Source organism: Micromonospora sp. NBC_00617 (assembly GCF_045161355.1).
Lineage (GTDB): Bacteria > Actinomycetota > Actinomycetes > Mycobacteriales > Micromonosporaceae > Micromonospora.
The window spans coordinates 72,075-96,945 of the sequence record NZ_CP107751.1; the positions used below are offsets into that span (position 1 = coordinate 72,075).

General features: G+C 72.9%; 27 protein-coding genes and 1 riboswitch. Of the genes, 20 read left to right on the forward strand and 7 right to left on the reverse strand.

From position 1 onward, the window contains the following. Positions 1-735: a 16S rRNA (uracil(1498)-N(3))-methyltransferase gene (locus OG505_RS00335; protein WP_405430150.1), complete on the forward strand. Its 735-nt coding sequence runs from the start codon at positions 1-3 to the stop codon at positions 733-735. A gap of 183 nt (positions 736-918) precedes the next feature. Here OG505_RS00335 and OG505_RS00340 read toward each other — a convergent pair whose 3' ends face one another. Next, positions 919-1,680 carry an SDR family NAD(P)-dependent oxidoreductase gene (locus OG505_RS00340; protein ID WP_405430151.1) on the reverse strand — a complete coding sequence of 254 codons (762 nt, stop codon included), beginning with the start codon at positions 1,678-1,680 and terminating at the stop codon, positions 919-921. Positions 1,681-1,773: 93 nt separating this feature from the next. On the opposite strand from OG505_RS00340, the gene OG505_RS00345 reads away from it, so the two are divergent. The 8 genes from OG505_RS00345 (at position 1,774) to OG505_RS00380 (ending at position 9,175) form a co-directional block, all read left to right on the forward strand. After that, positions 1,774-2,133: a histidine triad nucleotide-binding protein gene (locus OG505_RS00345; protein WP_405430153.1), complete on the forward strand. Its 360-nt coding sequence runs from the start codon at positions 1,774-1,776 to the stop codon at positions 2,131-2,133. Further along, complete coding sequence (locus tag OG505_RS00350; protein WP_405430155.1) at positions 2,130-3,515, forward strand: serine hydrolase domain-containing protein; 1,386 nt, start codon at positions 2,130-2,132, stop codon at positions 3,513-3,515. The genes OG505_RS00345 and OG505_RS00350 overlap by 4 nt, the downstream gene beginning before the upstream one ends. A 131-nt stretch (positions 3,516-3,646) precedes the next feature. Next, positions 3,647-4,705, forward strand: a complete 1,059-nt coding sequence (locus OG505_RS00355; RefSeq protein WP_405430156.1) for a PhoH family protein — start codon at positions 3,647-3,649, stop codon at positions 4,703-4,705. A gap of 15 nt (positions 4,706-4,720) precedes the next feature. After that, a complete protein-coding gene (gene ybeY, locus OG505_RS00360; protein ID WP_007463954.1) occupies positions 4,721-5,194 on the forward strand; it encodes an rRNA maturation RNase YbeY in 474 nt (157 codons plus the stop codon). Next, positions 5,170-6,594, forward strand: a complete 1,425-nt coding sequence (locus OG505_RS00365) for a hemolysin family protein (RefSeq protein ID WP_357498473.1) — start codon at positions 5,170-5,172, stop codon at positions 6,592-6,594. Before ybeY ends, OG505_RS00365 begins: the two co-directional genes overlap by 25 nt. Continuing rightward, entirely contained in the window at positions 6,587-6,973 is a 387-nt protein-coding gene (locus tag OG505_RS00370; RefSeq protein WP_234587216.1) for a cytidine deaminase, read from the forward strand. Before OG505_RS00365 ends, OG505_RS00370 begins: the two co-directional genes overlap by 8 nt. Further along, a complete protein-coding gene (gene era, locus OG505_RS00375) occupies positions 6,970-7,875 on the forward strand; it encodes a GTPase Era (protein ID WP_405430158.1) in 906 nt (301 codons plus the stop codon). Before OG505_RS00370 ends, era begins: the two co-directional genes overlap by 4 nt. Positions 7,876-8,038: 163 nt before the next feature. After that, a complete protein-coding gene (locus OG505_RS00380) occupies positions 8,039-9,175 on the forward strand; it encodes an acyltransferase (protein ID WP_405430159.1) in 1,137 nt (378 codons plus the stop codon). On the opposite strand, the gene OG505_RS00385 is transcribed toward OG505_RS00380, so the two are convergent. Next, positions 9,162-9,968: a DUF4097 family beta strand repeat-containing protein gene (locus OG505_RS00385; protein WP_405430161.1), complete on the reverse strand. Its 807-nt coding sequence runs from the start codon at positions 9,966-9,968 to the stop codon at positions 9,162-9,164. The genes OG505_RS00380 and OG505_RS00385 overlap by 14 nt on opposite strands. Positions 9,969-10,070: 102 nt before the next feature. Here OG505_RS00385 and recO point away from each other — a divergent pair, with 102 nt between their 5' ends. The 5 genes from recO (at position 10,071) to OG505_RS00410 (ending at position 13,226) form a co-directional block, all read left to right on the forward strand. Further along, positions 10,071-10,946: a DNA repair protein RecO gene (recO, locus tag OG505_RS00390; protein WP_405430162.1), complete on the forward strand. Its 876-nt coding sequence runs from the start codon at positions 10,071-10,073 to the stop codon at positions 10,944-10,946. An 8-nt stretch (positions 10,947-10,954) separates the two neighbouring features. Beyond that, positions 10,955-11,755 (forward strand): isoprenyl transferase, encoded by an 801-nt coding sequence (locus tag OG505_RS00395; protein ID WP_354862036.1) that lies wholly within the window; start codon positions 10,955-10,957, stop codon positions 11,753-11,755. Between the two features lie 64 nt (positions 11,756-11,819). Next, a complete protein-coding gene (locus OG505_RS00400; protein WP_121655421.1) occupies positions 11,820-12,005 on the forward strand; it encodes a hypothetical protein in 186 nt (61 codons plus the stop codon). A gap of 262 nt (positions 12,006-12,267) precedes the next feature. Then, the gene (locus OG505_RS00405) at positions 12,268-12,468 is read left to right on the forward strand and encodes a thioredoxin reductase (RefSeq protein ID WP_405430164.1); all 201 of its coding nucleotides are present in this window, start codon (positions 12,268-12,270) and stop codon (positions 12,466-12,468) included. Next, positions 12,465-13,226: a pirin family protein gene (locus tag OG505_RS00410; protein ID WP_405430165.1), complete on the forward strand. Its 762-nt coding sequence runs from the start codon at positions 12,465-12,467 to the stop codon at positions 13,224-13,226. The genes OG505_RS00405 and OG505_RS00410 overlap by 4 nt, the downstream gene beginning before the upstream one ends. A gap of 147 nt (positions 13,227-13,373) precedes the next feature. Here OG505_RS00410 and gndA read toward each other — a convergent pair whose 3' ends face one another. After that, a complete protein-coding gene (gene gndA, locus OG505_RS00415; RefSeq protein ID WP_405430166.1) occupies positions 13,374-14,816 on the reverse strand; it encodes an NADP-dependent phosphogluconate dehydrogenase in 1,443 nt (480 codons plus the stop codon). A gap of 145 nt (positions 14,817-14,961) precedes the next feature. Continuing rightward, complete coding sequence (locus OG505_RS00420; RefSeq protein WP_405430168.1) at positions 14,962-15,258, reverse strand: MTH1187 family thiamine-binding protein; 297 nt, start codon at positions 15,256-15,258, stop codon at positions 14,962-14,964. A 292-nt stretch (positions 15,259-15,550) separates the two neighbouring features. Between OG505_RS00420 and OG505_RS00425 the strand changes: the two genes are divergently transcribed. After that, the gene (locus tag OG505_RS00425; protein ID WP_405430169.1) at positions 15,551-16,003 is read left to right on the forward strand and encodes a hypothetical protein; all 453 of its coding nucleotides are present in this window, start codon (positions 15,551-15,553) and stop codon (positions 16,001-16,003) included. A gap of 127 nt (positions 16,004-16,130) precedes the next feature. Here OG505_RS00425 and OG505_RS00430 read toward each other — a convergent pair whose 3' ends face one another. From OG505_RS00430 to OG505_RS00440, 3 genes are all read right to left on the reverse strand, one after another. Next, positions 16,131-16,931: an energy-coupling factor transporter transmembrane component T family protein gene (locus OG505_RS00430; RefSeq protein ID WP_405430171.1), complete on the reverse strand. Its 801-nt coding sequence runs from the start codon at positions 16,929-16,931 to the stop codon at positions 16,131-16,133. After that, positions 16,928-18,358 (reverse strand): ABC transporter ATP-binding protein, encoded by a 1,431-nt coding sequence (locus tag OG505_RS00435; protein WP_405434314.1) that lies wholly within the window; start codon positions 18,356-18,358, stop codon positions 16,928-16,930. Before OG505_RS00435 ends, OG505_RS00430 begins: the two co-directional genes overlap by 4 nt. Before the next feature lie 113 nt (positions 18,359-18,471). Then, on the reverse strand, positions 18,472-19,059 hold the full coding sequence (locus tag OG505_RS00440; protein ID WP_405430173.1) for an ECF transporter S component: 588 nt from the start codon (positions 19,057-19,059) through the stop codon (positions 18,472-18,474). Positions 19,060-19,136: 77 nt separating this feature from the next. Continuing rightward, positions 19,137-19,241: riboswitch (TPP riboswitch) on the reverse strand. A gap of 107 nt (positions 19,242-19,348) precedes the next feature. Here OG505_RS00440 and OG505_RS00445 point away from each other — a divergent pair. From OG505_RS00445 to OG505_RS00465, 5 genes are all read left to right on the forward strand, one after another. Then, on the forward strand, positions 19,349-20,179 hold the full coding sequence (locus OG505_RS00445; protein WP_405430175.1) for an alpha/beta fold hydrolase: 831 nt from the start codon (positions 19,349-19,351) through the stop codon (positions 20,177-20,179). A 143-nt stretch (positions 20,180-20,322) separates the two neighbouring features. After that, on the forward strand, positions 20,323-21,129 hold the full coding sequence (locus OG505_RS00450) for an aminoglycoside N(3)-acetyltransferase (RefSeq protein ID WP_405430176.1): 807 nt from the start codon (positions 20,323-20,325) through the stop codon (positions 21,127-21,129). Continuing rightward, positions 21,126-21,875, forward strand: coding sequence for a sugar isomerase domain-containing protein (locus tag OG505_RS00455; protein ID WP_234587252.1), 750 nt, complete (start codon positions 21,126-21,128; stop codon positions 21,873-21,875). Before OG505_RS00450 ends, OG505_RS00455 begins: the two co-directional genes overlap by 4 nt. A 252-nt stretch (positions 21,876-22,127) precedes the next feature. After that, on the forward strand, positions 22,128-22,631 hold the full coding sequence (locus OG505_RS00460; RefSeq protein WP_405430178.1) for a DUF6328 family protein: 504 nt from the start codon (positions 22,128-22,130) through the stop codon (positions 22,629-22,631). Positions 22,632-22,751: 120 nt separating this feature from the next. After that, entirely contained in the window at positions 22,752-24,764 is a 2,013-nt protein-coding gene (locus OG505_RS00465) for an acyl-CoA dehydrogenase family protein (protein ID WP_405430179.1), read from the forward strand. Positions 24,765-24,871: the final 107 nt, after the last annotated feature.

Sequence of the window (24,871 nt, forward strand, 5' to 3'; positions counted from 1 at the left end):
GTGTCCGCGCCGCTCTTCCTGGTCGACGCGCTGCCCACCGGCGACGCGCTGACCCTCGACGGGCCCGAGGGGCACCACGCCGCCACCGTGCAGCGGTTGCGCGTGGGCGAGGAGCTGCTGCTCGCCGACGGCCGGGGTGGCACGGCCGCCGCCGTGGTCACCGCCGTCGGCAAGGGCAGCCTGGAGGTCACCGTCACCTCCCGGGAGTACGCGGACGCGCCCGTACCCCGGATCGTCACCGTGCAGGGCATCGCCAAGGGTGACCGGGGCGAGCTGGCCGTACAGGCGATGACCGAGGTCGGGGTAGACGAGATCGTGCCCTGGGCGGCGTCGCGCTCGGTGGCCCAGTGGCGCGGCGACCGGGGCGTACGGGCCCGGCAGAAGTGGGTCGCCACCGCCCGCGAGGCGGCGAAGCAGGCCCGCCGGCCCTGGCTGCCGGTGGTGGCCGGCGCCCCGGACGAGTCCACCGCGACTGTCGTCCGCCGCATCGCCGGCGCCGCCGCCGCGTTCGTCCTGCACGAGGAGGCCGAGGAGCGGCTCAGCACCGCCGACCTGCCGACCGCCGGTGAGATCGTCCTGGTCATCGGCCCCGAGGGCGGCATCGCCCCGGCCGAGTTGACGGCCTTCCGCGAGGCCGGCGGCCGGCCGGTGCGACTCGGGCCGGCCGTGCTGCGGACCTCCACGGCCGGCGTGGCCGCGCTCAGCGTGCTCGCCACCCGCCTCGGCCGCTGGTAGTCCCACCGCTAGCTGTGGTGGGTCGTGCCCGACCCAGGCATCCCACCTTGTTCGCGTCCTTTGCTCTGCTTCAACTGACGCAACAGTTTCGGCCGTTGCGTGTTGCGGTGGTTGAAGCAGAGCAAAGGACGCGATGACCAGGTGCGAGGCGCTGGCGGGGTGGCGACGCGGGCTGGCGGGAGGTCAGCTGCGCAGGTAGGAGGCGCCGTTGAGGTCGACGATGGTGCCGGAGGCCCATTCCGCCTCGGGCGAGGCCAGCCAGTGCACGGCGGCGGCGATCTCCTGCGGCCGGGCCACCCGGTCGAACGGGCTCTGCGCCCGGATGGCCGCGCCCCGCTCACCGCGCAGGTGCTCGGTCGTCATGTCGGTCGCCACGAAGCCCGGCGCGACGGTGGCCACCGTGATGCCGTACGGCGCGAGCGCCACGGCGAGGGACTGCCCCAACGCGTTCAGCCCCGCCTTGCTGGCGCCGTACGCCGGCTGGTCCGGCTCACCCCGGAACGCGCCCCGGGACGACACGTTGACGATCCGGCCGCCGCGCTCGCGCAGGTGCTGGGCGGCGCACCAGATGACGTTGCCGGCCCCGGTCAGGTTGGTCTCCAGCACCTGCCGCCAGCGCTGCTGCCACTCTTCGTACGAGGTGCCGAAGATCGGGTGCGGGACGTCCCGGTCGCCGTACGTCCCGGCGTTGTTGACCAGCACGTCCAGCCCGCCGAGCAGTTCGGCGGCCCGGTCGACCATGGCCCGGACCGCGTCCGGGTCGGTGAGGTCGGCGCGGACCACCACGTGCCCCGAGCCGGGCAGCCCCGCGCGCAGCTCCTCGGCCGCGTCGCCGGAGTCGCGGTGGTGAATGGCCACCCGGTCGCCGCTGGCGGCGAACGCCTCCACCACCGCGCGGCCGATGCCGCGCGAGGAGCCGGTCACCAGTACCGCCCGATCCGTCATGCCGGCCATCCTGCCCCAGCCGCCGCAGATGTTAGGAAGGGCCCCTTCCTCTACCGGAGGCGTTAACAAGGGGCCCTTCCTTACACTGCCCCGATGGGATCCGACTGCCTGTTCTGCCGCATCGTCGCCGGGGAGATCCCGGCCACCGTGGTCCGGGAGACCGCCACCACGCTCGCCTTCCGCGACATCGACCCGAAGGCCCCGGTGCACGTCCTGGTCATTCCGAAGGAGCACTACGCCGATGTCGCCACGCTCGCCGAGGGTGACCCGGCGCTGGCCGGTGCGGTGCTCGCCACGGCCGCCGCGGTGGCCGACGACGAGGGGCTGCTCGGCGACGGGTTCCGGCTGATGTTCAACACCGGGACGTACGGTGGGCAGGAGGTCTTCCACGCGCACGCGCACCTGCTCGGTGGCGCCCCGCTCGGCCCGATGCTCGCCCGGGACCTGGCGTGACGGCCGGCCCGGACGCGCACGACCGGTTGGGCCGGCTGGTCCGCCGGGTGCAGGCCGACGCCCGGGTGCCGGCGGTGTCGGCGGCGCTGCACCGCGCCGACCGACCGCTGTGGACGTGCACTGTCGGGGGCACCGGCACCGACAGCCCGTTGGGGCCGGGCACCCAGTTCCGGATCGGCTCGGTCACCAAGACCTTCACGGCGGTGCTCACCCTCCAGTGCCGCGACGACGGGCTGCTGGACCTGGACGACCCGGTGGGCCGACACCTGGACCTTCCCGCCCACGGCGAGCTGACCGTGCGCCGGCTGCTGTCGCACACGGGCGGCCTGCAACGCGAGCCGTTCGGTGACGTCTGGGACACCCTGAACGCGCCGGACGTCGAGCAGTTGGTGGCCGGGCTCGACCGCGCCGAGCGGGTGTTGCCCACCGGCCGGCGTTTCCACTACTCCAACCTGGGCCTGGCCGTGCTCGGCCTGCTGGTCGGTCGGCTGCGCGGGGGCAGTTGGGCGGAGGTGCTCGCCGAGCGGGTGCTGACGCCGCTGGGGCTGACCGACACGACCGTGACCCCTCGGCCCTCGGCGGCCACCGGCTACCTGGTCGACGCGTACTCCGACGAGGCGCACCCGGAGCCGCCGACCGACTTCGGCGCGGTGGGCCCGGCCGCCCAGCTCTGGAGCACCGCGACCGACATGGCCCGCTGGGCGGCATTCCTCGCCGACCCGGCGGCGCTCGACCCGGCCGGCGCGGTGCTCGCCCCGGGCACCCTGGACGAGATGCGCTGGCCGCTGACCACGACCGACGAGACGCTCTGGGGCGCTGGCTTCGGGCTCGGCCTGATCCTCGTCCCACAGGGCGAGCGGGTGGTGCACGTGGGGCACGACGGGGCGATGCCCGGCTTCCTGGCCGGCGTGTACGGCCGGCGGGGTGGCGACGGCACGGCCGGCGCGATGGGCGCCGCGGTGCTCGGCTCGTCCGGCACGGCGAGCGAGTTGCTCGAACTGCCGCACCGGCTGCTCACCGAGGCGGTCGAGCACGATCCCGCCGACATCGAGCCGTGGGCGCCGGGCGCACCCGCTCCGGCGGCCCTGCGGGGGGTGCTCGGCCGGTGGTGGGGCGAGGGTTTTGAGTACGTCTTCTCCTGGCACGACGGTGCCCTGCGGGCGCGCGGGGCCGGGGACCAGGCCGGCCGCCCGCCGGCGGTCTTCGCGCCGCTGCCGGATCGGCCGGACGTGTTCCGGACGGTCTCCGGCCGGGAAGTCGGCGAGCTGCTGCGGCTGACCCGCAACGAGGATCAGACGGTGGTCCGGATGCACTGGGCGACCTACCGGTTCACCCGCCACCAGGAGACCTTCGACGGGTACGACTTCCGGGCCGGTAGTTGATCGCGGCCAGCGGAAATGGGCGCGATGCGGCCCGCGTTGACCCGATACGATGGGTGTAACGTCCGCACGCCGTGCCAGCAGGGCCGGCGCCGAGATCGAGAGCAGGTGCGCAGGGCCCTTCGGCCCGACCTATGACCGGCACCCCACCTCCCGGCCCGCCCCGGGTGCAGACCAGGATCACCGTGCCCGACTCCAAGATCATGGTCAATCTGCTCGGCGCGGGCGACGAGATCCTGCGACTCGTCGAACGCTCGGTCGCCAGTGACGTGCACGTCCGGGGCAACGAGATCACGATCACCGGCGCCCCCGCGGACAACGCCCTCGCCGAGCGGGTCTTCAGTGAGCTGCTCGAACTCATCGAGAAAGGCGAGACCCTGACCACTGACGCCGTCCGGCGTACCGTCGGCATGCTCGAGCAGGGCAGCGCCGAGCGGCCCGCCGAGGTCCTGACCCTCGACATCCTCTCCCGTCGCGGGCGCACCATCCGCCCCAAGACGCTCGGGCAGAAGCGGTACGTCGACGCGATCGACTCGCACACCATCGTCTTCGGCATCGGCCCGGCCGGCACCGGCAAGACCTACCTGGCGATGGCGAAGGCCGTCCAGGCGTTGCAGACCAAGCAGGTCAACCGCATCATCCTGACCCGACCGGCGGTCGAGGCGGGGGAGCGGCTGGGCTTCCTGCCCGGCACGCTCAACGAGAAGATCGACCCGTACCTGCGCCCGCTCTACGACGCGCTGCACGACATGCTCGACCCGGAGTCGATCCCGAAGCTGATGGCCGCCGGGACGATCGAGGTCGCGCCCCTGGCGTACATGCGGGGCAGGACGTTGAATGACGCGTTCATCATCCTGGACGAGGCGCAGAACACGACGCCCGAGCAGATGAAGATGTTCCTCACCCGACTCGGCTTCAACTCCAAGATCGTCGTGACGGGTGACATCACCCAGGTGGACCTTCCCGGCGGGACGAGCAGCGGCCTGCGGGTGGTCCGGGAGATCCTGGAGAACGTCGACGACGTGCACTTCTCCCAGTTGTCCAGCTCCGACGTGGTTCGCCACCGGCTGGTCGGGGAGATCGTCGACGCGTACGCCCGCTGGGACGCCGAGCGGGAGAACCAGCAGGCGCAGGGCGTCCACGCCGTACCCGGGCGACCCGCCCAGGGCGGCCGGTCCGGCCGCCGCCGCTAAAGCAGAGGAAAGCAGTTGTCCATCGAGATCGCCAACGAGTCCGGTGTCGAGGTCGACACCGACGCCGTGCTCGCCGTCGCCCGGCACGCCCTCGACGAGATGGGGGTCAACCCCCTCGCCGAGCTCTCCGTGCTGCTGGTCGACATCGACTACATGACCGAGCTGAACCACCGCTGGATGGGTGGGGACGGCCCGACCGACGTGCTCGCCTTCCCGATGGACGAGGGGAGCGTCGACCACGGTCCGGGCGAGAGCGCCCCCGCCGGCGGCGAGCCGGCCCTGCTCGGTGACATCGTGCTGTGCCCGGAGGTCGCGGCCAAGCAGGCGGCGACCGCCGGGCACGCCTCGGCCGACGAGCTGCATCTGCTCACCGTGCACGGGGTGCTGCACCTGCTCGGCTACGACCACGCCGAGCCGGAGGAGGAGCGCGAGATGTTCGCTCTGCAGGCCCGACTGCTGGCGAGCTGGCGGTCGACCCGCACCCAGTGATGTCCACTCCTTTGTTACTCGCGGTCGGCCCCACGGCCGGCCTTCCCGACCTGCAACTGATCGTTTTCGCGGCGGGCCTGGTGGTGCTGGCCGGTGTGATCGCCATGACCGAGGCGGCGCTCGCCGCGGTCTCACCGGCCCGGGCCGCCGAGCTGGCCCGCGACGGTGTGCGCGGCGCCCGGACCCTCCAGGTCGTGGCCGCGGACGTCGTCCGGCACCTCAACCTGCTGCTGCTGTTGCGGCTGCTCGCCGAGCTGACCGCCACCACGCTGGTGGCGTTGGTCGCGGTGGACAGCTTCGGCGCCGGCTGGCGTGCCGCGCTGGTCACCGCCGGCGCGATGACCGTGGTCAGCTTCGTGGTGGTCGGTGTCGCGCCGCGCACCATCGGCCGGCAGCACGCGTACGCGGTGGGCCGGGCGGTCGCGCCGTTGGTCCGCTGGCTGGGCCGCGCGCTCAACCCCCTCGCCTCGCTGCTCATCCTGATCGGCAACGCGGTCACCCCGGGGCGCGGCTTCCGCGAGGGGCCGTTCGCCAGCCAGGTGGAGCTGCGTGAGCTGGTGGACCTGGCCGAGCAGCGCGGCGTCGTGGAGCACGGCGAGCGTCAGATGATCCATTCGGTCTTCGCGCTCGGCGACACCATCGCCCGCGAGGTGATGGTGCCGCGTACCGAGATGGTGTGGATCGAGGAGGGCAAGACCCTGGCCCAGGCGCTGGTGCTCTTTCTGCGGTCGGGTTTCTCCCGCATCCCGGTGATCGGGGAGAGCGTCGACGACGTGCTCGGGGTGCTCTACCTCAAGGATCTGATCCGGCGGTCGCGGGGCGGCGACCCGGACGCCGAGCAGTTGCCGGTGGCCGAGCTGATGCGCCCGGCCACCTTCGTCCCGGAGTCCAAGCCGGTCGACGATCTGCTGTCGGAGATGCAGGCGGCCCGCAACCACCTGGTCATCGTGGTCGACGAGTACGGCGGCACCGGTGGTCTGGTCACCATCGAGGACATCCTGGAGGAGATCGTCGGTGAGATCACCGACGAGTACGATGTCGAACGCCCGCCGGTCGAACGCCTCGCGGACTCCTCGGTGCGGGTGACCGCCCGCCTGCCGGTGGAGAACCTGGGCGAGATGTTCGGCGCCGATCTGCCCACCGACGAGGTGGAGACGGTCGGTGGCCTGCTCGCCCAGTCGCTGGGACGGGTGCCGATCCCCGGAGCGCAGGCCGAGGTGGCCGGCCTCCGGCTGGTCGCCGAGGGCACCACGGGCCGACGCAACCGGATCGACACCGTCCTGGTCAGCAGGGTGGAGTCGGGCGACGAGCAGGACAGCACCGGGCGCGGCGACAATGCCGGCCCCGGGGACGACCCGGATCATTACCGAGACGAGGAGAGGCAAGCCGCCGATGCCTGAGACACCCGCCGCGCCCGCCGCCCGGCCCACCCCCACCGCACCGGGCCCGCTGAGCGCCGAGGACGGCAAGCTCGTCGTCCTGGCCCGGGGCGCCCGTGGGCGGGTCGGTGCCGTGGAGGGGGCCGCGGTCCGGGACTCCGACGGCCGGACGTACGCGGCGGCCAGCGTCGCGCTGCCCTCATTGACCCTCACGGCCCTGCAGTTGGCGGTGGCCTCCGCCGTGGCCGCCGGCGCGGGCCGGTTGGAGGCGGCGGTGGTGGTGACCGAGGCGTCGACGCTGGACGGCGCCGGGCACGCCGCGGTCCGCGACCTCGCCGTGGACGCGCCGATCCACGTGGCCGCGCCGGACGGCACCGTGCTCGGCACGGTGACCCAGTGAGCCCCGTCCGGGATCCGGAGCCGCGTCCGTACCGGGCCGGGTTCGGCTGCTTCGTGGGACGGCCCAACGCCGGCAAGTCCACCCTGACGAACGCCATCGTCGGCACCAAGATCGCGATCACCTCGAACAAGCCGCAGACCACCCGGCACGTCATCCGGGCGGTGCTGCACCGTCCGGAGTCGCAGCTGGTTCTGGTGGACACGCCGGGTCTGCACCGCCCCCGTACGCTGCTCGGCGAGCGCCTCAACGACCTGGTCCGCTCGACCTGGACCGAGGTCGACGTGATCGGCCTGTGCATCCCGGCGGACGAGCCGGTGGGGCGCGGTGACCGGTTCATCACCGGCGAGCTGGCCGAGCTGAAGGCGACCGTGTTGGCGGTGGTCACCAAGACCGACCTGGTGGACAAGCGCCGGCTGGCCGAGCAGTTGCTCGCGGTCAGCGAGCTGGGCGAGTTCGCCGAGATCGTGCCGGTGAGCGCCGTCTCCGGGCACCAGGTGGACACGCTCGTCGACGTGATGACCAAATACCTGCCGCCGTCGCCCCAGCTCTACCCGGACGACATGCTGACCGACGACCCGGAGCAGGTGATGGTCGCGGAGCTGATCCGGGAGGCGGCCCTGGAGGGCGTCCGCGACGAGCTGCCACACTCCATCGCCGTGGTGGTCGAGGAGATGATCCCCGAGGGTCAGGTCATCAAGATCTACGCCGACCTGTACGTGGAACGGCCCAGCCAGAAGGCCATTGTTCTCGGTCACAAGGCGAGCCGGCTCAAGGAGGTCGGCACGAACGCCCGCAGGCAGATCGAGGAGCTGCTGGGCAGCCGGGTTTATCTCGATCTGCACGTGCGGGTCGCGAAGGACTGGCAGCGCGACCCGAGGCAGTTGCGCAAGCTGGGCTTCTGAGCGCCATCCGGCCGCCCTGCGAAAGGGCGGGCGCGGGCTGGGTTGATCGTTTCCGGTCGGCCCTGTGGGCAGCTTCACGATCGGCCGGGGTCGGCGTCGTTTGGCGCGCGGGTCGCGAAGGGTAGGGGATGAAGCACCGCGTCCCCGATCCAGATGCAGGCTGATGCGCAACAGATACCTTGATCTGCTCCGTTTCCTGGCCATCGTCCGGGTGGTCGTCTACCACGTCACCGGCTGGGCGACCCTCACCCTCGTCTTCCCGGCCATGTCGGTGATGTTCGCGCTGGCCGGCTCGTTGATGGCCGCCTCACTGGCCCGGTCCGGCCCGATGGCGGTCGGCCGCCGGTTGCGCCGGCTGTTGCCGTCGCTGTGGGTGCTGGCGGCGGTCTTCGTGCCGGCCATGCTGCTCACCGGGCTGTCGCTGTCGCCCCGGGTGCTGCTGTGGCTGTTCCCGATCACCGATCCGCCGGCGAACAACTGGGGCGCCCTGGCGCTGAGCATCATCTGGTACCTGCGCGACTACCTGTGGTTCGTGCTCGCCTCCCCGGTCGCGCTCTGGCTGTTCCGCCGGGCCCCGCTGCCCACCCTGCTCGCCCCGTACGTGGTGCTGGTGACGATCGAGGTGGGGATCTACCCGGCGCCGCCGGTGGTGCGCGAGTTCGGGCTGTACTTCGGCGCGTGGCTGCTCGGCTTCGCCCACCATGCCGGTATGCTGCGTCGACTCACCGGTCGGGTGCTGTACCCGCTGTCGGCGGCCCTCGCCCTGGCCGGTGGGGCGTGGCTCGTCACGCATCCCGGCCCGCGCGGGTACGACCTCAACGACAACCACCTCGGCAACGCGCTCTGGTCGGCCGCGTTCATCCTGGTCGTGCTGGGTCGGGCGCCGGCCGGGGTGGCCTGGCTGGAGCGCAGCCGGCTGGCCGATCGGGTGGTGACCGTGTTCAATCGGCGGGCGCTCACCATCTACCTCTGGCACATGTCGTTCGTGGTGGCGCTCACCCCGCTGGTCGACGTGGTCGGCTGGTCGCACCAGGACCCGGTGGGGCTGGCTGTCCGGGTGCTGCTGGTCTTCGCGCTGGTCGGTCTGGTCACCCTGGCCGTCGGCTGGGTCGAGGACGTCGCCGCCCGTCGCCGCCCGGAGCTGATTCCCGCCGGCTCGTCGCGCCCGACCGGCCCGCCGGCCCCCTCCGACCGTGGCCCGGCGGGTCGTCCTGACGTCGGCGAGACCGTCGTACAGGCGGCCGTACCGGCGCAGCGGGTGCCCGGTGCGCCGGTGACCGTCGAGGTCAACGCTGGCTGATCGACACGTTGCCGCTGCCGGCCGAGCCGTCGAGCACCAGGGAGGCGGCCGGGTCGTCGGCGACGGTGATCCGGGCGTCGCCGGAGCCGGTGCTGGAGTGGACCCGGTAGCTGCCGGCCGGCACCATCAGCGAGACGTCCCCGCTGGAGGCGTGCACCCGCGCCGAGGCGGGGGTCTCCAGCTCGACGGTGACGTTGCCGGAGGCGGCCTCGGCGTCCGTCGTTCCGTCCAGGCGGCGAGCCGTGATGTCACCGGAGCCGGCGCGCAGTCGTACGGCCGAACGGGCCTCGCTCAGCTCGATGTTGCCGGAGCCGGTCTCCACGTCGATCGCCCCGGCGACGTCGCTGATCCGCACGTCGCCCGAGCCCAGCCGCAGTTTCACCGCGCCGACCTTGGTCAGCTCGACGTCACCCGAGCCGCTCTCGCCCTGCACGGTCACGCCCTCGGGGACGGTCACCTCGTACGAGACGCTGCACCGGTTGCCGCAGTCGGTGTCCAGCACCAGCTCGTTGTCCTTGATCTCGTACCGGGTCTTGGGTTCGCCGCCCTGGTAGCGCACGACCCGCTTGATCCGTGCCTCGCCCGCCGTGCCGCCGCCTCGGACGATCACGTCTCCGGAGCCCCCCTCCACCCGGACGGTGCTGATCTTCACCGCCTCGGTGTTGTCGTAGTCGAGCCGGCGGAAGGACAGGTTGTCGCACCCGGCGAGCAGGATGAGGGCGGTGGTCAGTCCCAACGCGACGGGCGCGGCGGCGCGGCGACGACGGGCGGCGGTGGTCTGGTGCAGTGCCATGGCGAGCACGCTACGGCCGGCGACGAGCCGGGCGCATCGGGGTTCGTCCGCGCATCCACCCCGAACCGACCCTGATTTCCCACCCCGAGGGAGAATGGTCCGATGGCCGGGTACCGCCGACAGCTCTACCGCGACGACGCGGTGGTGCTGCGCGTGCAGAAGCTCGGCGAGTCCGACCGGATCATCACGCTGCTCACCCGCCGGCACGGCCGGCTGCGGGCGGTCGCTCGGGGGGTCCGGCGCACCATGAGCAAGTTCGGCGCCCGGCTGGAGCCGTTCGGTCACGTCGACCTCCAACTCGCCGGCGACCCCAAGGGCAACCACGGCAGCTCGCTGCACACGGTCAGCCAGGTCGAGGGCATCGAGCTGTACGGCAAGCGGTTCCTCGGCGACTATCCCCGCTACACGGCGGCCAGCGCGATCGCCGAGACCGCCGAGCGGCTGACGCCGGTCGAGCGGGAGCCGTCGCTGCGGCTGTTCCAGCTCACCGTGGGGGCGCTGAAGGCGCTGTCCCGGGGCGACCACGCGACCACGCTGGTGCTCGACGCGTACCTGCTGCGCGGGATGGCTCTCGCGGGCTGGGCGCCGGCGCTGATCGCCTGCGCGGTCTGCGGCACCCCCGGGCGGCACCGCGCGTTCTCCGTGCCGGCCGGCGGCGCGGTCTGCCCGGACTGCCGGCCGCCCGGCGCGGCCCATCCCGCGCCGGCCACCATCGACCTGATGTCCGCGCTGACCACCGGCGACTGGGTGGTCGCCGACGCCACCGAGACCGGCGTACGCCGGGAGTGCAGTGGGCTGGTCGCGGCGCACCTCCAGTGGCATCTGGAACGCGCGCTACGCTCGCTGCCGCTGGTCGACCGGGGGCCCTCGGTCGCCGGCACGGTCCCGCCGTCGGGCGGCGGTGGGGCTGCGATGCTCCGGCCGCGCGGTGACGTCGAGGCCGGTGCGGACGGCACGAGCAGGGAGAGAACCGAGTGATCCGATCGATGAGGTCCGGCCGGCGGGAGCCGACGCCACCGACGCCGCACCCGTCCGGCGCCCGGCCGCCGGCGCTGCCGAGCGAGGCGGTGCCGAAGCACGTGGCCGTCGTCATGGACGGCAACGGCCGGTGGGCCAAGGAGCGCGGGTTGCCCCGCACCAAGGGCCACGAGGCGGGGGAGCACAGCCTCTTCGACACCATCGAGGGCGCGATCGAGATGGGCATCCCCTACCTGTCGGCGTACGCGTTCTCCACCGAGAACTGGCGGCGCTCGCCGGACGAGGTCCGGTTCCTGATGGGCTTCAACCGGGACGTGATCCGTCGACGCCGCGACCAGCTCGTCGACCTCGGCGTCCGGGTGGTCTGGTCGGGGCGGCCGGGGCGGTTGTGGAAGAGCGTCATCTCCGAGTTGCAGACCGCCGAGGAGATGTCCCGGGGCAACTCGACGCTGACCCTGCAGTTCTGCGTGAACTACGGCGGGCAGGCCGAGATCGGTGACGCCGCCGCGGCGATCGCCCGGGACGTGGCGGCCGGTCGACTGGACCCGTCGAAGGTCACCGAGAAGACCGTCGCAAAATACCTGTATCACCCGGAGATCCCGGAGGTGGACCTGTTCCTGCGGCCCTCCGGCGAGGAGCGGATCTCCAACTTCCTGCTCTGGCAGACCGCGTACGCCGAGCTGGTCTTCCTGGACACGCTCTGGCCGGACTTCGACCGCCGCCACCTCTGGTACGCGTGCGAGCTGTACGCCCAGCGGGACCGGCGGTTCGGCGGCGCGCTGCCCAACCCGGTGGCCCCGACGGTCTGAGGCTTACCCGACGGTCACTCTGGGTACCGGCTATGTCAGAAGCCACTGACGGAGGTGAACCCACATGATCCAGAAGCGTATTGCCCAGTGGGCGGTGATGGCGATCGCGGTGCCGCTGGCCGCGGCCGGCGCCCGCCGGCTCAGCCACACCCTGGAGGCCCGGCGTGGTCCCTCCGGGGCGACCCGGCTGTTGACCAGGGGCGCGGATCTGATCCGCCCGCAGAAGGCCAAGCGCCGCCGGTTCTGGTAGTTCCCGACTCTCCGGCGCCGCCCCGCACACGACGTGCGGGGCGGCGCCGGCGTCTCACCCTGTCGATCATGGAGTTGCGGTGGCCGGTTCGGCCGCATTCACGACTTTCGTTCGCCGGCACAACTCCTTGATCGACGCGGCCGGGGCAGGTGGCTCGGGTTGGTTGTTCTGGGGTTCGGGGAGGTGGGGGCGGGTAGGGTCCGGAGGTGGCGGGATGATGGCGGTTGGGGGCGATATGCGGGATCTCCGGTACAAGATGATCATGGCCCTGAACGCGGCGGATCTGGGCGACCCGATCTGCGAGCAGGTCGCCGAGATCTGCGCCGAGATCGCCGAGCAGCACTGCGCGGAGTTCGGTCACACGCCGCGGCTGCGCACCGGTGAGATCGCCGAGCTGGTTACCGGTGAGACGGCCCAGACCTGGGCGCCGTCGACCCCCGAGACCGGGCAGCGTGCCTGGTGACCGCACCCGCACCGTCGGTCGACCTGCGTCGCGCCGAGGACCGGTTCGTCACCCGGATCTCCTGGTTGGACTCCAAGCACTCCTTCTCGTTCTCCCGGCACTACGACCCGGCCAACACCCACCACGGGCTGCTGCTGGTGAACAACGACGACGTGGTCCGGCCGGGCGCCGGCTTCGAGACCCACCCGCACGAGGACATGGAGATCGTCACCTGGGTGCTGCGCGGCTCACTCGTGCACCAGGACTCCACCGGCCACTCCGGGGTGATCTACCCGGGCCTGGCGCAGCGGATGAGCGCCGGCACCGGCATCCTGCACTCGGAGAAGAACGACGCCTGGCGGCTCACCAACCAGGAGCCGCACAGCGACCCCGTGCACTTCGTGCAGATGTGGGTGCTCCCCGACGAGCAGGGCGTCGACCCCGGCTACGAGCAGCTGGAGATCGAGGACGAGCTGCTGCGCGGCGGCCTGGTGCCGGTCGCGTCCGGGATGGACCGCTACGACGGCGCGTCCGCGATCCGCATCCGCAACCGGTACGCGACCCTGCACGCCGCCCGGCTCGGCCCCGGCGACGAGGTCACCCTCCCGGACGCGCCCTTCGTGCATCTGTACGTGCCGAACGGCACGGTGACCCTGGAGGACAGCGGCCCGCTCGGCACCGGCGACGCGGCCCGGCTCACCAGGACCGGCGGCCGGCGGGTCAGCGCCGACGAGCCGGCCGAGATCCTCGTCTGGGAGATGCACGCCACGGTCGCCTGACGGGCGCCCGCGCGTACCCGCCGTCCGGTCCCATGATCACGCTCGAACATGGATGTGGTGGCCTCCCATCGTCGGGAGGCCACCACATCATGGATCAAGCACGATCTTGCGAGGGCGCGATCGCGCGTGGGCGCGGGGCGATCCCGGCTACGCCGGGGACTCGGTCTTGTCGCCGGCCCAGGTGGTGTGGAACGAGCCCTCGCGGTCGACGCGCTGGTAGGTGTGCGCGCCGAAGTTGTCCCGCAGGCCCTGAATCAGCGCGGCGGGCAGCCGCTCGGCGCGCAGCGCGTCGAAGTACGCCAGCGACGACGAGAACGCCGGCGTCGGCACCCCCGCCCGGGCCGCGTCGGCCACCACCCGCCGCCAACTCGGCACGCCGGCCGCGACCGCCTCGGCGAAGTACGGCGCCACGAGCAGCGTCGGCAGGTCGGGCTGCTCGTCGTACGCCTCGCGGATGCGGTTCAGGAAGCGGGCGCGGATGATGCAGCCGCCCCGCCAGATGGTCGCCGTGCCGCCGAGGTCGATGTCCCAGTTGAACTCCTGGCTGCCGGCCCGGATGTGGTCGAAGCCCTGCGCGTACGCGACGATCTTGGAAGCGAGCAGCGCCCGTCGCACGTCCTCGACGAACGCGTCCCGGTCGGCGACCTGCCATGCCTCACCGGCGTCCGGGAACGCCCGCCGGGCCGCCTCGCGCTGGTCGACGTGACCGGACAGCGAGCGGGCGAACGTCGCCTCGGCGATCCCGGTGATCGGGATGCCCAGGTCGAGGGCGCTCTGCACCGTCCACCGGCCGGTGCCCTTCTGCTCGGCCCGGTCCTGCACGACGTCGACGAACGCGCGGCCGGTCGCCGCGTCGGTGTGCGCGAGCACATCGGCGGTGATCTCGATGAGGAAGGACTCCAGCTCGCCGCCGTTCCAGTCGCGGAAGATCTCCGCGATCTCCGCCGGCTTCGCGCCCAGGCCGGACCGGAGCAGGTCGTACGCCTCGGCGATGAGCTGCATGTCGGCGTACTCGATGCCGTTGTGCACCATCTTGACGAAGTGCCCGGCGCCGTCCGGCCCGACGTGCGTGCAGCACGGCTCGCCGTCGACGTGGGCGGCGATCTTCTCGAACATCGGCCCGAGCTTGGCGTACGACTCGTCCGAGCCGCCCGGCATGATGCTCGGCCCGAGCAGCGCGCCTTCCTCACCACCGGAGACGCCGGTGCCGCTGAAGTGCAACCCCTGCGCGCGCAGCGACTCCTCCCGGCGACGGGTGTCGGCGAAGTGGGCGTTGCCGCAGTCGACGATGATGTCGCCCTCGTCCAGCAGCGGCACCAGCTCGTCGATCACGGCGTCGGTGGGCGCACCGGCCTTGACCATCACGATCACCGCGCGGGGCCGTTCCAGCGACGCCACGAAGTCGGCCATCGACTCACCGGGCACGAAGGTGCCCTCGTCACCGTGCTCGGCGACGAGGCTGCGGGTGCGCTCCGGTGACCGGTTGTGCACCGCCACGGTAAAGCCGTTGCGGGCCAGGTTGCGGGCCAGGTTCCGGCCCATCACCGCCAGCCCGGTCACGCCGATCTGCGCCGTCGCCTGCTCAGCCATTCGTGCCGCCACCTCTCGCCGTCGAACTATCCTGCTGCGACCGTATCGCGGCGCGCGGCATCGTGGGCGGGTCGTCCCACGGCGGGTCACTGCGTGGTCGCGGCCCGTCCGTCCGGCGCGTCCACACCCCGACCGGCGGCCACGCTCACCCCTGGGACAGTCGATCCTCCACACGCGCCACCTTCGCGGTGAGCGCGTCGGTGACCCCGGGCCGGACGTCGGCCTTCAGGACGACACTCACCCGGGGCGCCTGCGCGGCCACCACGTCGACCGCCCGCTTCACCACCGCCATCACCTCGTCCCACTCACCCTCGACGGTGGTGAACATGGCATCGGTCCGGTTGGGCAACCCGGACTCGCGGACCACCCGTACCGCCTCGGCAACCAGGTCACCCACGGAGTCGCCGGCACCGAGCGGGGTGATCGAGAACGCGATCAGCATGCGCCGATCGTGCCAGGAAAATCGGGTGCGCGTCTCATCGGGCGGTGGTTAGGGTTCGGGCATGCGCAACTGACGCCCCACTTCCCGAGCCGGCCCGCCGCCCCGCGATCGCGGTCCGTGCGCTCCCGGGCGTCGCGCGTCTCCTTCCACCGTTCCGGCGGTGTTGATTCGGCCCGATCCCCGGTGAGCAGTCCCTTCCCATTCGACCGTCGCGTTGCCACGGTCACCAGCCGATCCGACCGACCGCCGGAGCGCGGGACCGCCGGGAAGGTCGGCACCGAAGGAGGCCCGGATGCCCGCCAGGCGCAATCCGAGAAGGACCCGTACCCCCAAGCCGACGCCGCTGGGCACCGACCCGGCGGCCGGCCACGGCCCGCTCCCACCCACCCGCCCCGACCTCCCGGTCGAACCGACGCTGCCGGCGCTGCTGACCGAGCCGGTACTGCCGGCGCTGCTGGTCGAGCTGGCGCTACCGGCGGTGCTGGTCGAGCCGGCGCTACCGGCGGTGCTGGTCGAGCCGGCGCTGCCGGCGGAGCCCGCGTTGCCGGCGGCGCTGGCCGAGCCGGCGCTGGCCGTCGACGTGCCGGCGGCGGTCGACGCGCCGACGGTGGACGAGCTGCCGAAGACCGCCGGGCGGCCGGTGGCGCCGACGGCCGGGCCACCGCAGGCGGGCGGTCACCGCTCGGGCGGTGGCCGCAGCCAACGGGCCGGCCAGCCCCGCCGGTACGCCTTCCGCCGGAGCTGACCGGCCCCGACCCGTCGGGACGATGGCGCCCAGGTCGGTGCTGTGGTGGCCTCCGCAGCGCAGGAGGCCACCACGGCACCGCTGCGGTGCGGATCGTGTCGACTGGCTGAGCCGGCCGCGCGCCCGCTCAGCCGATCAGGGGACGGAAGGTGCCGAGCAGCACGCTTGTCGTCAGGGCTGCTCCGGCCAGCGCGGCCGCCCCGGCGATCAGCAGCGCGTCGGCGAGGCCGAAGCGCTGGCGTCGGGCGACGGTACGGGGTGTGTCGCCGTCGAAGCCGCGCGCGTCCATGGCGACGGCCAGCCGGGTGCCCCGGCGGATCGCCCCGACCAGCAGCGCGAACGCCGTGGACGTGAACAGCCGCAGCTTCGCCACCGGATTGCGTCCGGCGTCGACGCCGCGTGCCCGCCGGGCCATGCTGATCATCTGCCATTCCTGACCGAGCAGCGGCACCAGCCGGAACGCGGCCAGCGACCCGACGGCGAACCGTGCCGGCGCCTTCGCGTTCTGGATCAGCGCGTCCGCCAGGTCGGTCGGGTCGGTGGTGGCGAAGACGATCACGCCGGGCAGGGCCACCGCGAAGACCCGCAGCACCAGGCCGAGAGCGGTGCGCAGCACGCCGGTGCTCACCAGCACCGGCCCGACGTCCAGCAGGACCCGGCCGGACTGGTCGGCGGCGAAGAGCACCAGGGTGACCAGGATGCCGGTGGCGCTGAGCAGCAGGGGCAGGGCCCGCCGGGCCAGCACCCGGTAGCGGACGCCGAACAGCGGCAGGACCGCCAGTTCGACCGCGATGGCGATCGCCGGCGCCACCGGGTCGAGCGTCGCCAGCAGGACGAACGAGAAGACCAGCGCGGCGGCCACCTTCGCCACCGGGTTGCGCCGGGCCAGCGGGGCGCCGGGCGCGGCGACCGGCTCGATGCTGATCACCGGGCACCGTCCGGTGTCCGCTGGAGGGTGACCGTGCGGTCGGCGAGCGCGGCGACGAAATCGAGGTCGTGGGTGACCGTGACCACGCCGTGGCCGGCGTCCCGCAGGTCGGCGAAGAGGTCGACCAACTCCCGCCAGGTCCGCCGGTCCTGCCCGAAGGTCGGTTCGTCGCAGATCAGCAGGCGGGGCGCCGTGGCCAGGGCCGTCGCCACGCTCAGCCGCCGCGCCTCCCCGCCGGAGAGGGTGTACGGGTTGGCCGCCGCGAGCCGGGTCAGCCGCAGCCGGTCCAGCAGCCCCGCGGCGGTCTCCCGGACCGCAGCCTCGGGTTGACCCGTCCGGCGTGGCCCGAGCGCCAGCTCGTCGAAGACGGTGCCGGTGACGAACTGGTGCTCCGGGTCCTGGAAGACCGACCCGATCCGTCGGGCCAGCGCGGGCGCTCGCCAGCGGTGCGGGGGAGCGCGGTGGTCGGCGCCGGCCAACTCGGCCGAGGCGGTGACGCGACCGGCGCCCGGTTTGAGCAGGCCGCCGAGCAGCAGCGCCAGGGTGGACTTGCCGGCGCCGTTGGGTCCGCGTACGGCGAGTGCCTCTCCGGCGCGTACCGCCAGGTCGGTGGGTCCCAGCCGGGGCGGCAGGCCGAGCCGGTCGGCGGTGAGCAGCAGGTCGCCGGGGGTGGCGGTGGCCGTGCGGGGCGCGATGGGGTGACCGGGCACCCAGACGCCCTCGGCGGCGAGGGCGGCGCCGTGTGCGGCGAAGACCGCGTCGGGCGTCCCGTCCGCGCGGACCCCGCCGCCGGGCTCCAGGACGACCACCCGGTCGACCAGTGGCAGCGCCTCGCCGACCCGGTGTTCGACCAGGATCAGGGTGGTGTCGGCGTCCAACGCGCCCGTCACCGCGCCCCGCACCAGGGCGGCCCCGTCCGGGTCGAGGTTGGCGGTCGGCTCGTCGAGCAACAGCAGGCCGGGCCGCAGGGCCAACGCGCCGGCCAGGGCCAGGCGTTGCTGCTCGCCGCCGGAGAGCGCGGCAGTGCTGCGGTCGCGGGGGTACGGAAAGCCGACCCGCCGCAGCGCCTCGTCGACCCGGGGCCAGATCTCGTCCGTCGGCACGCCCCGGTTCTCCAGACCGAACGCGACGTCGTCGCCGCTGCGCGCCATCACCAGCTGGGTCTGCGGGTCCTGGAAGACGATGCCGACCCGTTCCCGCGCCTTGCGGGGGTCGAGCCCGTCGATCTCGACGGTGCCCTCCTGCTCACCGGAATCCTCGGGCAGCAGCCCGGCCAGCGCGCTGAGCAGGGTGCTCTTGCCGGCCCCGGAGGGCCCGAGCAGCAGCACCCGTTCTCCGGCCTCGACCCGCAGGTCCATCCCACGCACCGCCCAGGCCCGCCGCCCGGCATGCCGCCATCCGAACCCCCGCAGCAGTACCCCGCCCACAAACACCCCCTCCCGGCCACTCCCGGCCGTCATCCCGCCGGTGATCAAGAGGTTTGCGGCAGAATTCCGGCTTCCGTTGACGCAAACCTCTTGATCACGGGGACAGTGCACCCTCAGATCAGGGCGCGGTCCCGGCCCACCGGGAAGCGGTCCAGCGCGCCGGTGTTGGCCAGGGCGCGGGTGAGCAGCCAGCCGCCCACACCGGCGATGATCGTGGCGCTGACGATGGTGAGCAGGGCGTACGGGATGCGGTAGTCGCCCAGCGCGTAGTCGACGTTCCAGACGAAGAAGTCGAACAGCGCCGCGCTGAAACCGGTCAACGCACCGGCCAGCACGGCGGTCGGCAGCCGGAACGACCGGTACCGGAAGGCGGCGAACGCCAGCTCGGCCCCGATGCCCTGCACGATGCCCTGGGGGATCACCGTGCCGGCCCACTGGCTGCCCAGCAGCGCGGAGACGACCGCGGCCACCGTCTCGCAGTAGAGCGCGGCACCGGGCTTGCGGATGACCAGGCCGCCGACCACGGCCGGCAGCAGCCAGACGCCGTAGATCAGCGTCTGCGCGGGCGGGAAGAAGGCGAACGCGCCCTCGGTGGCGCTCCAGACCAGGCCCCAGGCCCAGAAGATGACGCCGAAGGCGACCGCGATCACCGAGGCGACCACGATGTCGATGGTGCGCCAACGGCTGGTGGTGTTGTCCATGCTGTGCTCCCAGTTCAGTGGAACGAACCAGGAGAAGACGCACGCCGCGCGTCCGGTGGCACCGGACTCACGGCGCGGCTGGAGGTCGACCGAACTCCCTGCGCTGGCATTACCCAGATCAGGTTCGAGGGTCTGCGGGCGTGCCCGCACTCTCAGCGCTGTGCGCTCCCCTGTCGGATGTGAAGTTGTCTCGCTGACGCTAGCACCGACCAGGGGTAACAGCCCAGCAGGGCATCCGGCCACCCGCGCATCAGGGCCGGCGCCCCACCGGCTGGGTAGGCTGACGATCATGCAGGTCGACGCGCGAGGTCTCACGTTCGAGGTACGCACCGGCGGCCCCTCCGACGGCGTCCCCGTCCTCCTGCTGCACGGCTTCCCGCAGCACAGCGGGGAGTGGGACGAGGTCGTGCCGGCACTGCACGCCGCCGGGCTGCGCACCTACGCGCTGGACCAGCGGGGCTACTCGCCGGGCGCCCGGCCGGAGACGGTGGCCGCGTACCGGATTCCCGAACTGGTCGCCGACGTGGTGGCGGTGCTCGACGCGCTCGGTGTGGACGCCGTCCACCTGGTCGGCCACGACTGGGGCGCGATCGTGGCCTGGGCGGTGGCCGCCGCGCACCCCGAGCGGGTCCGTACGTTGACCGCGGTGTCCGTGCCGCACCCGGCGGCCATGGCGCACGCTCTGGGCACCGACAGCCAGCAGAAGGCCCGCTCGTCGTACATCGCGTTGTTCCGCAAGCCGGGCAAGGCCGAGAAGGTGCTGCTGGCGTGGCACGCGACGGCGCTGCGCAAGATGCTCGGCGGGGTGGGCGACGCCCCCCGGGTGGACCGCTACGCCGACCCGATGCGGGCGCCGGGCGCGCTCACCGCCGCCCTGAACTGGTACCGGGCCATGTCCCGCGCCGACCTGGCCGCTGTCGGTCCGGTCGCCGTGCCCACCACCTACGTCTGGAGCGACCGGGACATCGCCATCGGGCGGCCCGCCGCCGAGGCGTGCGCCGCCAACGTCACCGGTGACTACCGCTTCGTACCGCTGCCCGGGGTGAGCCACTGGATTCCGGACGCCGCACCCGCCGCGTTGGCCGAGGCGGTCCTGGCCCGGATCGCCGGGACGGACTGAGCCGTGCCGGGCCGAGCCGTGCCGGGCCGAGCCGTGCCGGGCCGAGCCGTGCCGGGCGGGCGGACGCTGGCTCGACGGGCGCCGGGCCGACGGGCCCTGAGCCGACGGGCGCCGGGTGGGCCGGCGTCGGAGCGAGGAGCGCCGTGACGGTGCCCGTCGGCGGGCTGGGCACCCGTCGCTCGATCGCCGCGCAGCTGCGCCTGCTGGGTGTACGCCCCGGCTCGACGGTGCTGGTGCACGCCGGGATGCGCCCGCTGGGCTTCGTCTGCGGTGGGCCGCAGGCGCTGGTGCTCGCCCTGCGCGACGCGCTCGGCCCGGACGGCACGATCGTGGTGCCCACCCACAACCCCGACAACAGTGACCCGGCGCAGTGGCGCAACCCGCCGGTGCCGGTGGACTGGTGGCCGCTGATCCGCGCCGAGATGCCGGGCTTCGACCCGGCGGTCACACCGAGTCGGCACATGGGCGTGTTCGCCGAGACGGTCCGCTGCTGGCCCGCGGCACTGCGTAGCGCGAACCCCCACGTGTCGTTCGCCGCGCTCGGGCCGACGGCTGAGCAGGTGGTGGCCGGGCACGAGCTGGCTGACATGCTCGGCGAGCGCTCTCCGCTGGCCCGGCTCTACGACCTGGACGCCGACGTACTGCTGCTCGGTGTGGACCACAGCGTCAACACCTCGCTGCACCTGGCCGAGTACCGCCGTCCCGCGCCGGTCCGCGAGCGACTGGGCGCGGCGGTGCGCACGGCCGACGGTGGCCGCGAGTGGGTGTGGTGGCAGGACGTCCGGCTCGACGCGAGCGACTTCGGCGCGTTGGGTCGGGACCTGGAGACCACCGGGGCGGTGCGCTCCGGCCCGGTGGGCGCCGGGACGGGAAGGTTGGTACGCCAGCGGGCGGCGGTCGACTTCGCGGTGCAGTGGATGGCCCGCAACCGGACGACGGAGGACGCATGAGTGTGAGTGCCGAGGACTACCTGGCAGTGGTGACCGAGACGATCGGCCGGGTGGCCGCGAGCCAGCGGGACGCGGTGGGGCGGGCCGCCGATCTGATCGCCGAAGCGGTACGCGCCGACGGGGTGGTGCACGCCTTCGGCACCGGGCACTCGGAGGCCCTCGCCATGGAGATCGCCGGTCGGGCGGGTGGCCTGGTGCCCACCAATCGGATCGCGCTGCGTGACCTGGTGCTGCTCGGCGGCGAACCGGCCGATCGTCTCGGGCCGCTGCTGGAGCGGGACCCGGCGGTGGCGCACCGGCTCTGGGAGCTGGCCCCCGTACGCCCCGCCGACGTCTTCGTGCTCGCCTCGAACTCCGGGGTCAACGGCGCGATGGTCGAGTTCGCCACGCTAGTCAAGGAGCATGGTCACCCACTGGTGGCGATCACCTCGGCGCAGCACTCCGGACGGATGACGTCCCGCCACCCGTCCGGGCACAAGCTGGCCGACCTCGCCGACGTGGTGCTCGACAACGGCGCACCGTACGGCGACGCGACGCTGCCGCTGCCCGGCGGTGGCGCGGTCGGCGCGGTCTCCTCGATCACGGCGGCGCTGCTGGCGCAGCAGGTCACCGTGGAGGTCGTCGCCCGGTTGCTGGCGGCGGGGGAGCGGCCTCCGGTCTACCTGTCGGCGAACATCCCGGACGGCGACGCGCACAACACGGCCCTGGAGGCCCGGTACGCCGGCCGGATCCGCCGCGGCTCCTGACCTCTTCCGCTGGCGCGGGCGATGGCGCGACGCACGCGGCGCGGGCGCGCGGGCTGGCGGCGTGGCGCGGGCTGGCGGCGCGACGCGGGCGGCGCGGGCGGGCGACGGTGTGACGACCGGGCGATGACCGGCAGGCGACCGGGAGCTGGCCGGAACGTGTCCTGAGCCTGTTTCGCGCTCGGCCGGGTGGGGCATTGGCGTTGCTGCCGGCGGCCGGGACCGCCGGCAGTACCGTCTGACCGGAGGTAGCGCGTGTCCAAGGAGACCGAGAAGCAGCGTTGGCAGCGCAACTTCGCCGACCTGTTGCAGGAGCTGCGGGTCGCCCAGACCGGCGTGCAGATCCTCTTCGCCTTCCTGCTCACCCTGCCGTTCAGCAACGGGTTCACCCGGACCAGCGAGTTCCAGCGGGACGTCTACATCGTCGCGCTGCTCGCCGCGGCCGCCGCCACCGCGTTGATCATCTCGCCGGTGGCGTTCCACCGGGCGCTGTTCCGTCAGGGGCGCAAGCCCGAGCTGGTGCGGTTCGCGCACCGGATGGCCAACGGCGGCCTCGCCTTCATGCTGATCGCGATGGTCAGCGCGGTGCTGCTGATCACCGACTTCGTGCTGGACCGGCCGATCGCGTTCGTGCTCAGTGCGATGACCGGGATCTGGTTCCTCGCATTCTGGGTGATCCTGCCGTTCGCCCGCCGCAACTGGGGTGAGGACGACATCGACGACGACGATGACGACCCGGACACGCTCAGCGGCCACTGACCCCGCCGGAGCAGCGCGCGACGATCCGCACGCAGCGCTACCCCTGGGTAACAACCGGGGGTAGCGTGACGGTAGTCGCGCACGTCGACGCAGCCGCAACCGAGGTTCGAGGGGGCAGCCGTGACCACGACGCAGAACGGCCCACCGGCACCGGACGGCCCCGACTCCGAAGCCACGTCCGGCAGCGCCACGTCCGGCAGCGCCGGGCCGTTGCCGGCGGAGGCGGGGCAGGTCTCCGAGAAGGAGGCCCGGCAGGTCGCCGAGGCCGCCCGGGAGTCCACCTGGGATCGGCCCAGCTTCGGCAAGGAGTTGTTCCTCGGCCGGTTCCGGCTCGACCTCATCGACCCGTGGCCGCGCTCCGATGCGGACGACGTGGCCCGCGCCGAGGAGTTCCTTGGTCGGTTCCGCGCCTTTCTCACCTCCGAGGTGGACGGCGCGGCCGTCGAACGGGACGCCTCCATTCCGGACTCCGTCTTCCACGGGCTCGCCGACCTCGGCGCGTTCGGCATGAAGATCGACCGGAAGTACGGCGGCCTCGGTCTGAGCAACCTGCACTACTGCCGGGCGCTGATGTTGGCCGGCTCGGTCAGCCCGGCGATCGGCGCGCTGCTCTCGGCCCACCAGTCGATCGGGGTGCCGCAGCCGCTGAAGATGTTCGGCACCGCCGAGCAGAAGCAGCGCTTCCTGCCGCGGCTCGCCGCGGGCGAGGTCTCCGCGTTCCTGCTCACCGAGCCGGACGTGGGCTCCGACCCGGCCCGGCTGGCCACCACCGCCGAGCCGACCGAGGACGGCACCGGCTACCGACTCAACGGGGTCAAGCTCTGGGCCACCAACGGCATCGTCGCGACTCTGCTGGTGGTGATGGCCCGGGTGCCCGCCGCCGAGGGTCGGCGCGGCGGGATCACCGCGTTCGTGGTGGACGGCGACAGCGCGGGCATCACCGTGGAGCGGCGCAACGAGTTCGTCGGCCTGCGCGGTCTGGAGAACAGCCTGACCCGGTTCCACGACGTGTTCGTGCCGGCGGAGAACGTCATCGGCGGTGAGGGCAAGGGGCTCAAGATCGCCCTGACCACGCTGAACACTGGTCGGCTCTCGCTGCCGGCCATGTGCGTGGGCGCCGGCAAGTGGTCGTTGAACGTGGCCCGGGGGTGGGCCGCCGACCGCGTCCAGTGGGGCCGACCGGTGGGCGAGCACGAGGCGGTCGCCCAGAAGCTCTCCTTCATCGCCGCCACCACATACGGCATGGAGACCATGCTCGACCTGTGCTGCCTGCTCGCCGACGACGACCGCAACGACATCCGGATCGAGGCGGCGCTGGTCAAGCTGTACGCCAGCGAGATGGCCTGGAAGATCGCCGACGAGCTGATCCAGATCCGGGGCGGGCGCGGCTACGAGACGGCCGACTCGCTGGCCGCCCGCGGCGAACGCCCGGCCAACGTCGAGCAGGTGCTCCGCGACCTGCGGATCAACCGGATCTTCGAGGGCTCGACCGAGATCATGCATCTGCTGATCGCCCGGGAGGCGGTCGACGCCCACCTCTCGGTGGCCGGCGACATCTCCGACCCGGAGGCGGGGCTCGGCCGCAAGGCCCGCGCCGGCGCCCGTGCGGGCGCGTTCTACGCGAGGTGGCTGCCGACCCTCGCGGTCGGCAAGGGCCAGAGCCCGTCGGCGTACGCCGAGTTCGGTCCCCTGGCCGCGCACCTGCGCCAGGTGGAGCGGTCGTCGCGCAAGCTGGCCCGGTCGACGTTCTACGCGATGTCCCGCTGGCAGGGAAAGATGGAGCGCAAGCAGGCGTTCCTCGGGCGCGTGGTGGACATCGGCGCGGAGTTGTTCGCGATGTCCGCTGTCTGTGTCCGGGCGTTCGCCGAACGGGACACGCGACCGGAGAACGTCGAGCTGGCCGACCTGTTCTGCCGGCAGGCCCGGGTTCGGGTGGACGCCCTGTTCACGGCACTCTGGGACAACACCGACTCCGTCGACACCGCCGCCGCCAAGCGGATCCTCGCCGGCCGCTACGCGGGCCTGGAGGAGGGGGTCATCACCCCGTCCGACGAGTTGCCCTGGGTGGCCCGCTGGTCGCCCGGCCCGTCCACCGCCGAGGACGTCCGCCGCCGCATCCCGCCGAAGCCGTAGCCCCTCCCGACCCGGCCCCTGCGTCCCCGTTCATCCTCGCCGCGCTGGTTATGTCGATCGCACCGCAAGATCGCGCTCGATCCTGGATCTGGTGGCATCCCTCCGAC

What these genes read in the sequence shown, in the direction of transcription:
- OG505_RS00340 (WP_405430151.1), bottom strand. Translation starts at nt 1,680, where the DNA reads ATGACGGATCGGGCGGTACTGGTGACCGGCTCCTCGCGCGGCATCGGC.
- OG505_RS00345 (WP_405430153.1), top strand. Translation starts at nt 1,774, where the DNA reads ATGGGATCCGACTGCCTGTTCTGCCGCATCGTCGCCGGGGAGATCCCG.
- OG505_RS00355 (WP_405430156.1), top strand. Translation starts at nt 3,647, where the DNA reads ATGACCGGCACCCCACCTCCCGGCCCGCCCCGGGTGCAGACCAGGATC.
- OG505_RS00370 (WP_234587216.1), top strand. Translation starts at nt 6,587, where the DNA reads ATGCCTGAGACACCCGCCGCGCCCGCCGCCCGGCCCACCCCCACCGCA.
- OG505_RS00380 (WP_405430159.1), top strand. Translation starts at nt 8,039, where the DNA reads ATGCGCAACAGATACCTTGATCTGCTCCGTTTCCTGGCCATCGTCCGG.
- OG505_RS00385 (WP_405430161.1), bottom strand. Translation starts at nt 9,968, where the DNA reads ATGGCACTGCACCAGACCACCGCCGCCCGTCGTCGCCGCGCCGCCGCG.
- recO (WP_405430162.1), top strand. Translation starts at nt 10,071, where the DNA reads ATGGCCGGGTACCGCCGACAGCTCTACCGCGACGACGCGGTGGTGCTG.
- OG505_RS00395 (WP_354862036.1), top strand. Translation starts at nt 10,955, where the DNA reads ATGAGGTCCGGCCGGCGGGAGCCGACGCCACCGACGCCGCACCCGTCC.
- OG505_RS00400 (WP_121655421.1), top strand. Translation starts at nt 11,820, where the DNA reads ATGATCCAGAAGCGTATTGCCCAGTGGGCGGTGATGGCGATCGCGGTG.
- OG505_RS00405 (WP_405430164.1), top strand. Translation starts at nt 12,268, where the DNA reads ATGGCCCTGAACGCGGCGGATCTGGGCGACCCGATCTGCGAGCAGGTC.
- gndA (WP_405430166.1), bottom strand. Translation starts at nt 14,816, where the DNA reads ATGGCTGAGCAGGCGACGGCGCAGATCGGCGTGACCGGGCTGGCGGTG.
- OG505_RS00420 (WP_405430168.1), bottom strand. Translation starts at nt 15,258, where the DNA reads ATGCTGATCGCGTTCTCGATCACCCCGCTCGGTGCCGGCGACTCCGTG.
- OG505_RS00425 (WP_405430169.1), top strand. Translation starts at nt 15,551, where the DNA reads ATGCCCGCCAGGCGCAATCCGAGAAGGACCCGTACCCCCAAGCCGACG.
- OG505_RS00440 (WP_405430173.1), bottom strand. Translation starts at nt 19,059, where the DNA reads ATGGACAACACCACCAGCCGTTGGCGCACCATCGACATCGTGGTCGCC.
- OG505_RS00445 (WP_405430175.1), top strand. Translation starts at nt 19,349, where the DNA reads ATGCAGGTCGACGCGCGAGGTCTCACGTTCGAGGTACGCACCGGCGGC.
- OG505_RS00455 (WP_234587252.1), top strand. Translation starts at nt 21,126, where the DNA reads ATGAGTGTGAGTGCCGAGGACTACCTGGCAGTGGTGACCGAGACGATC.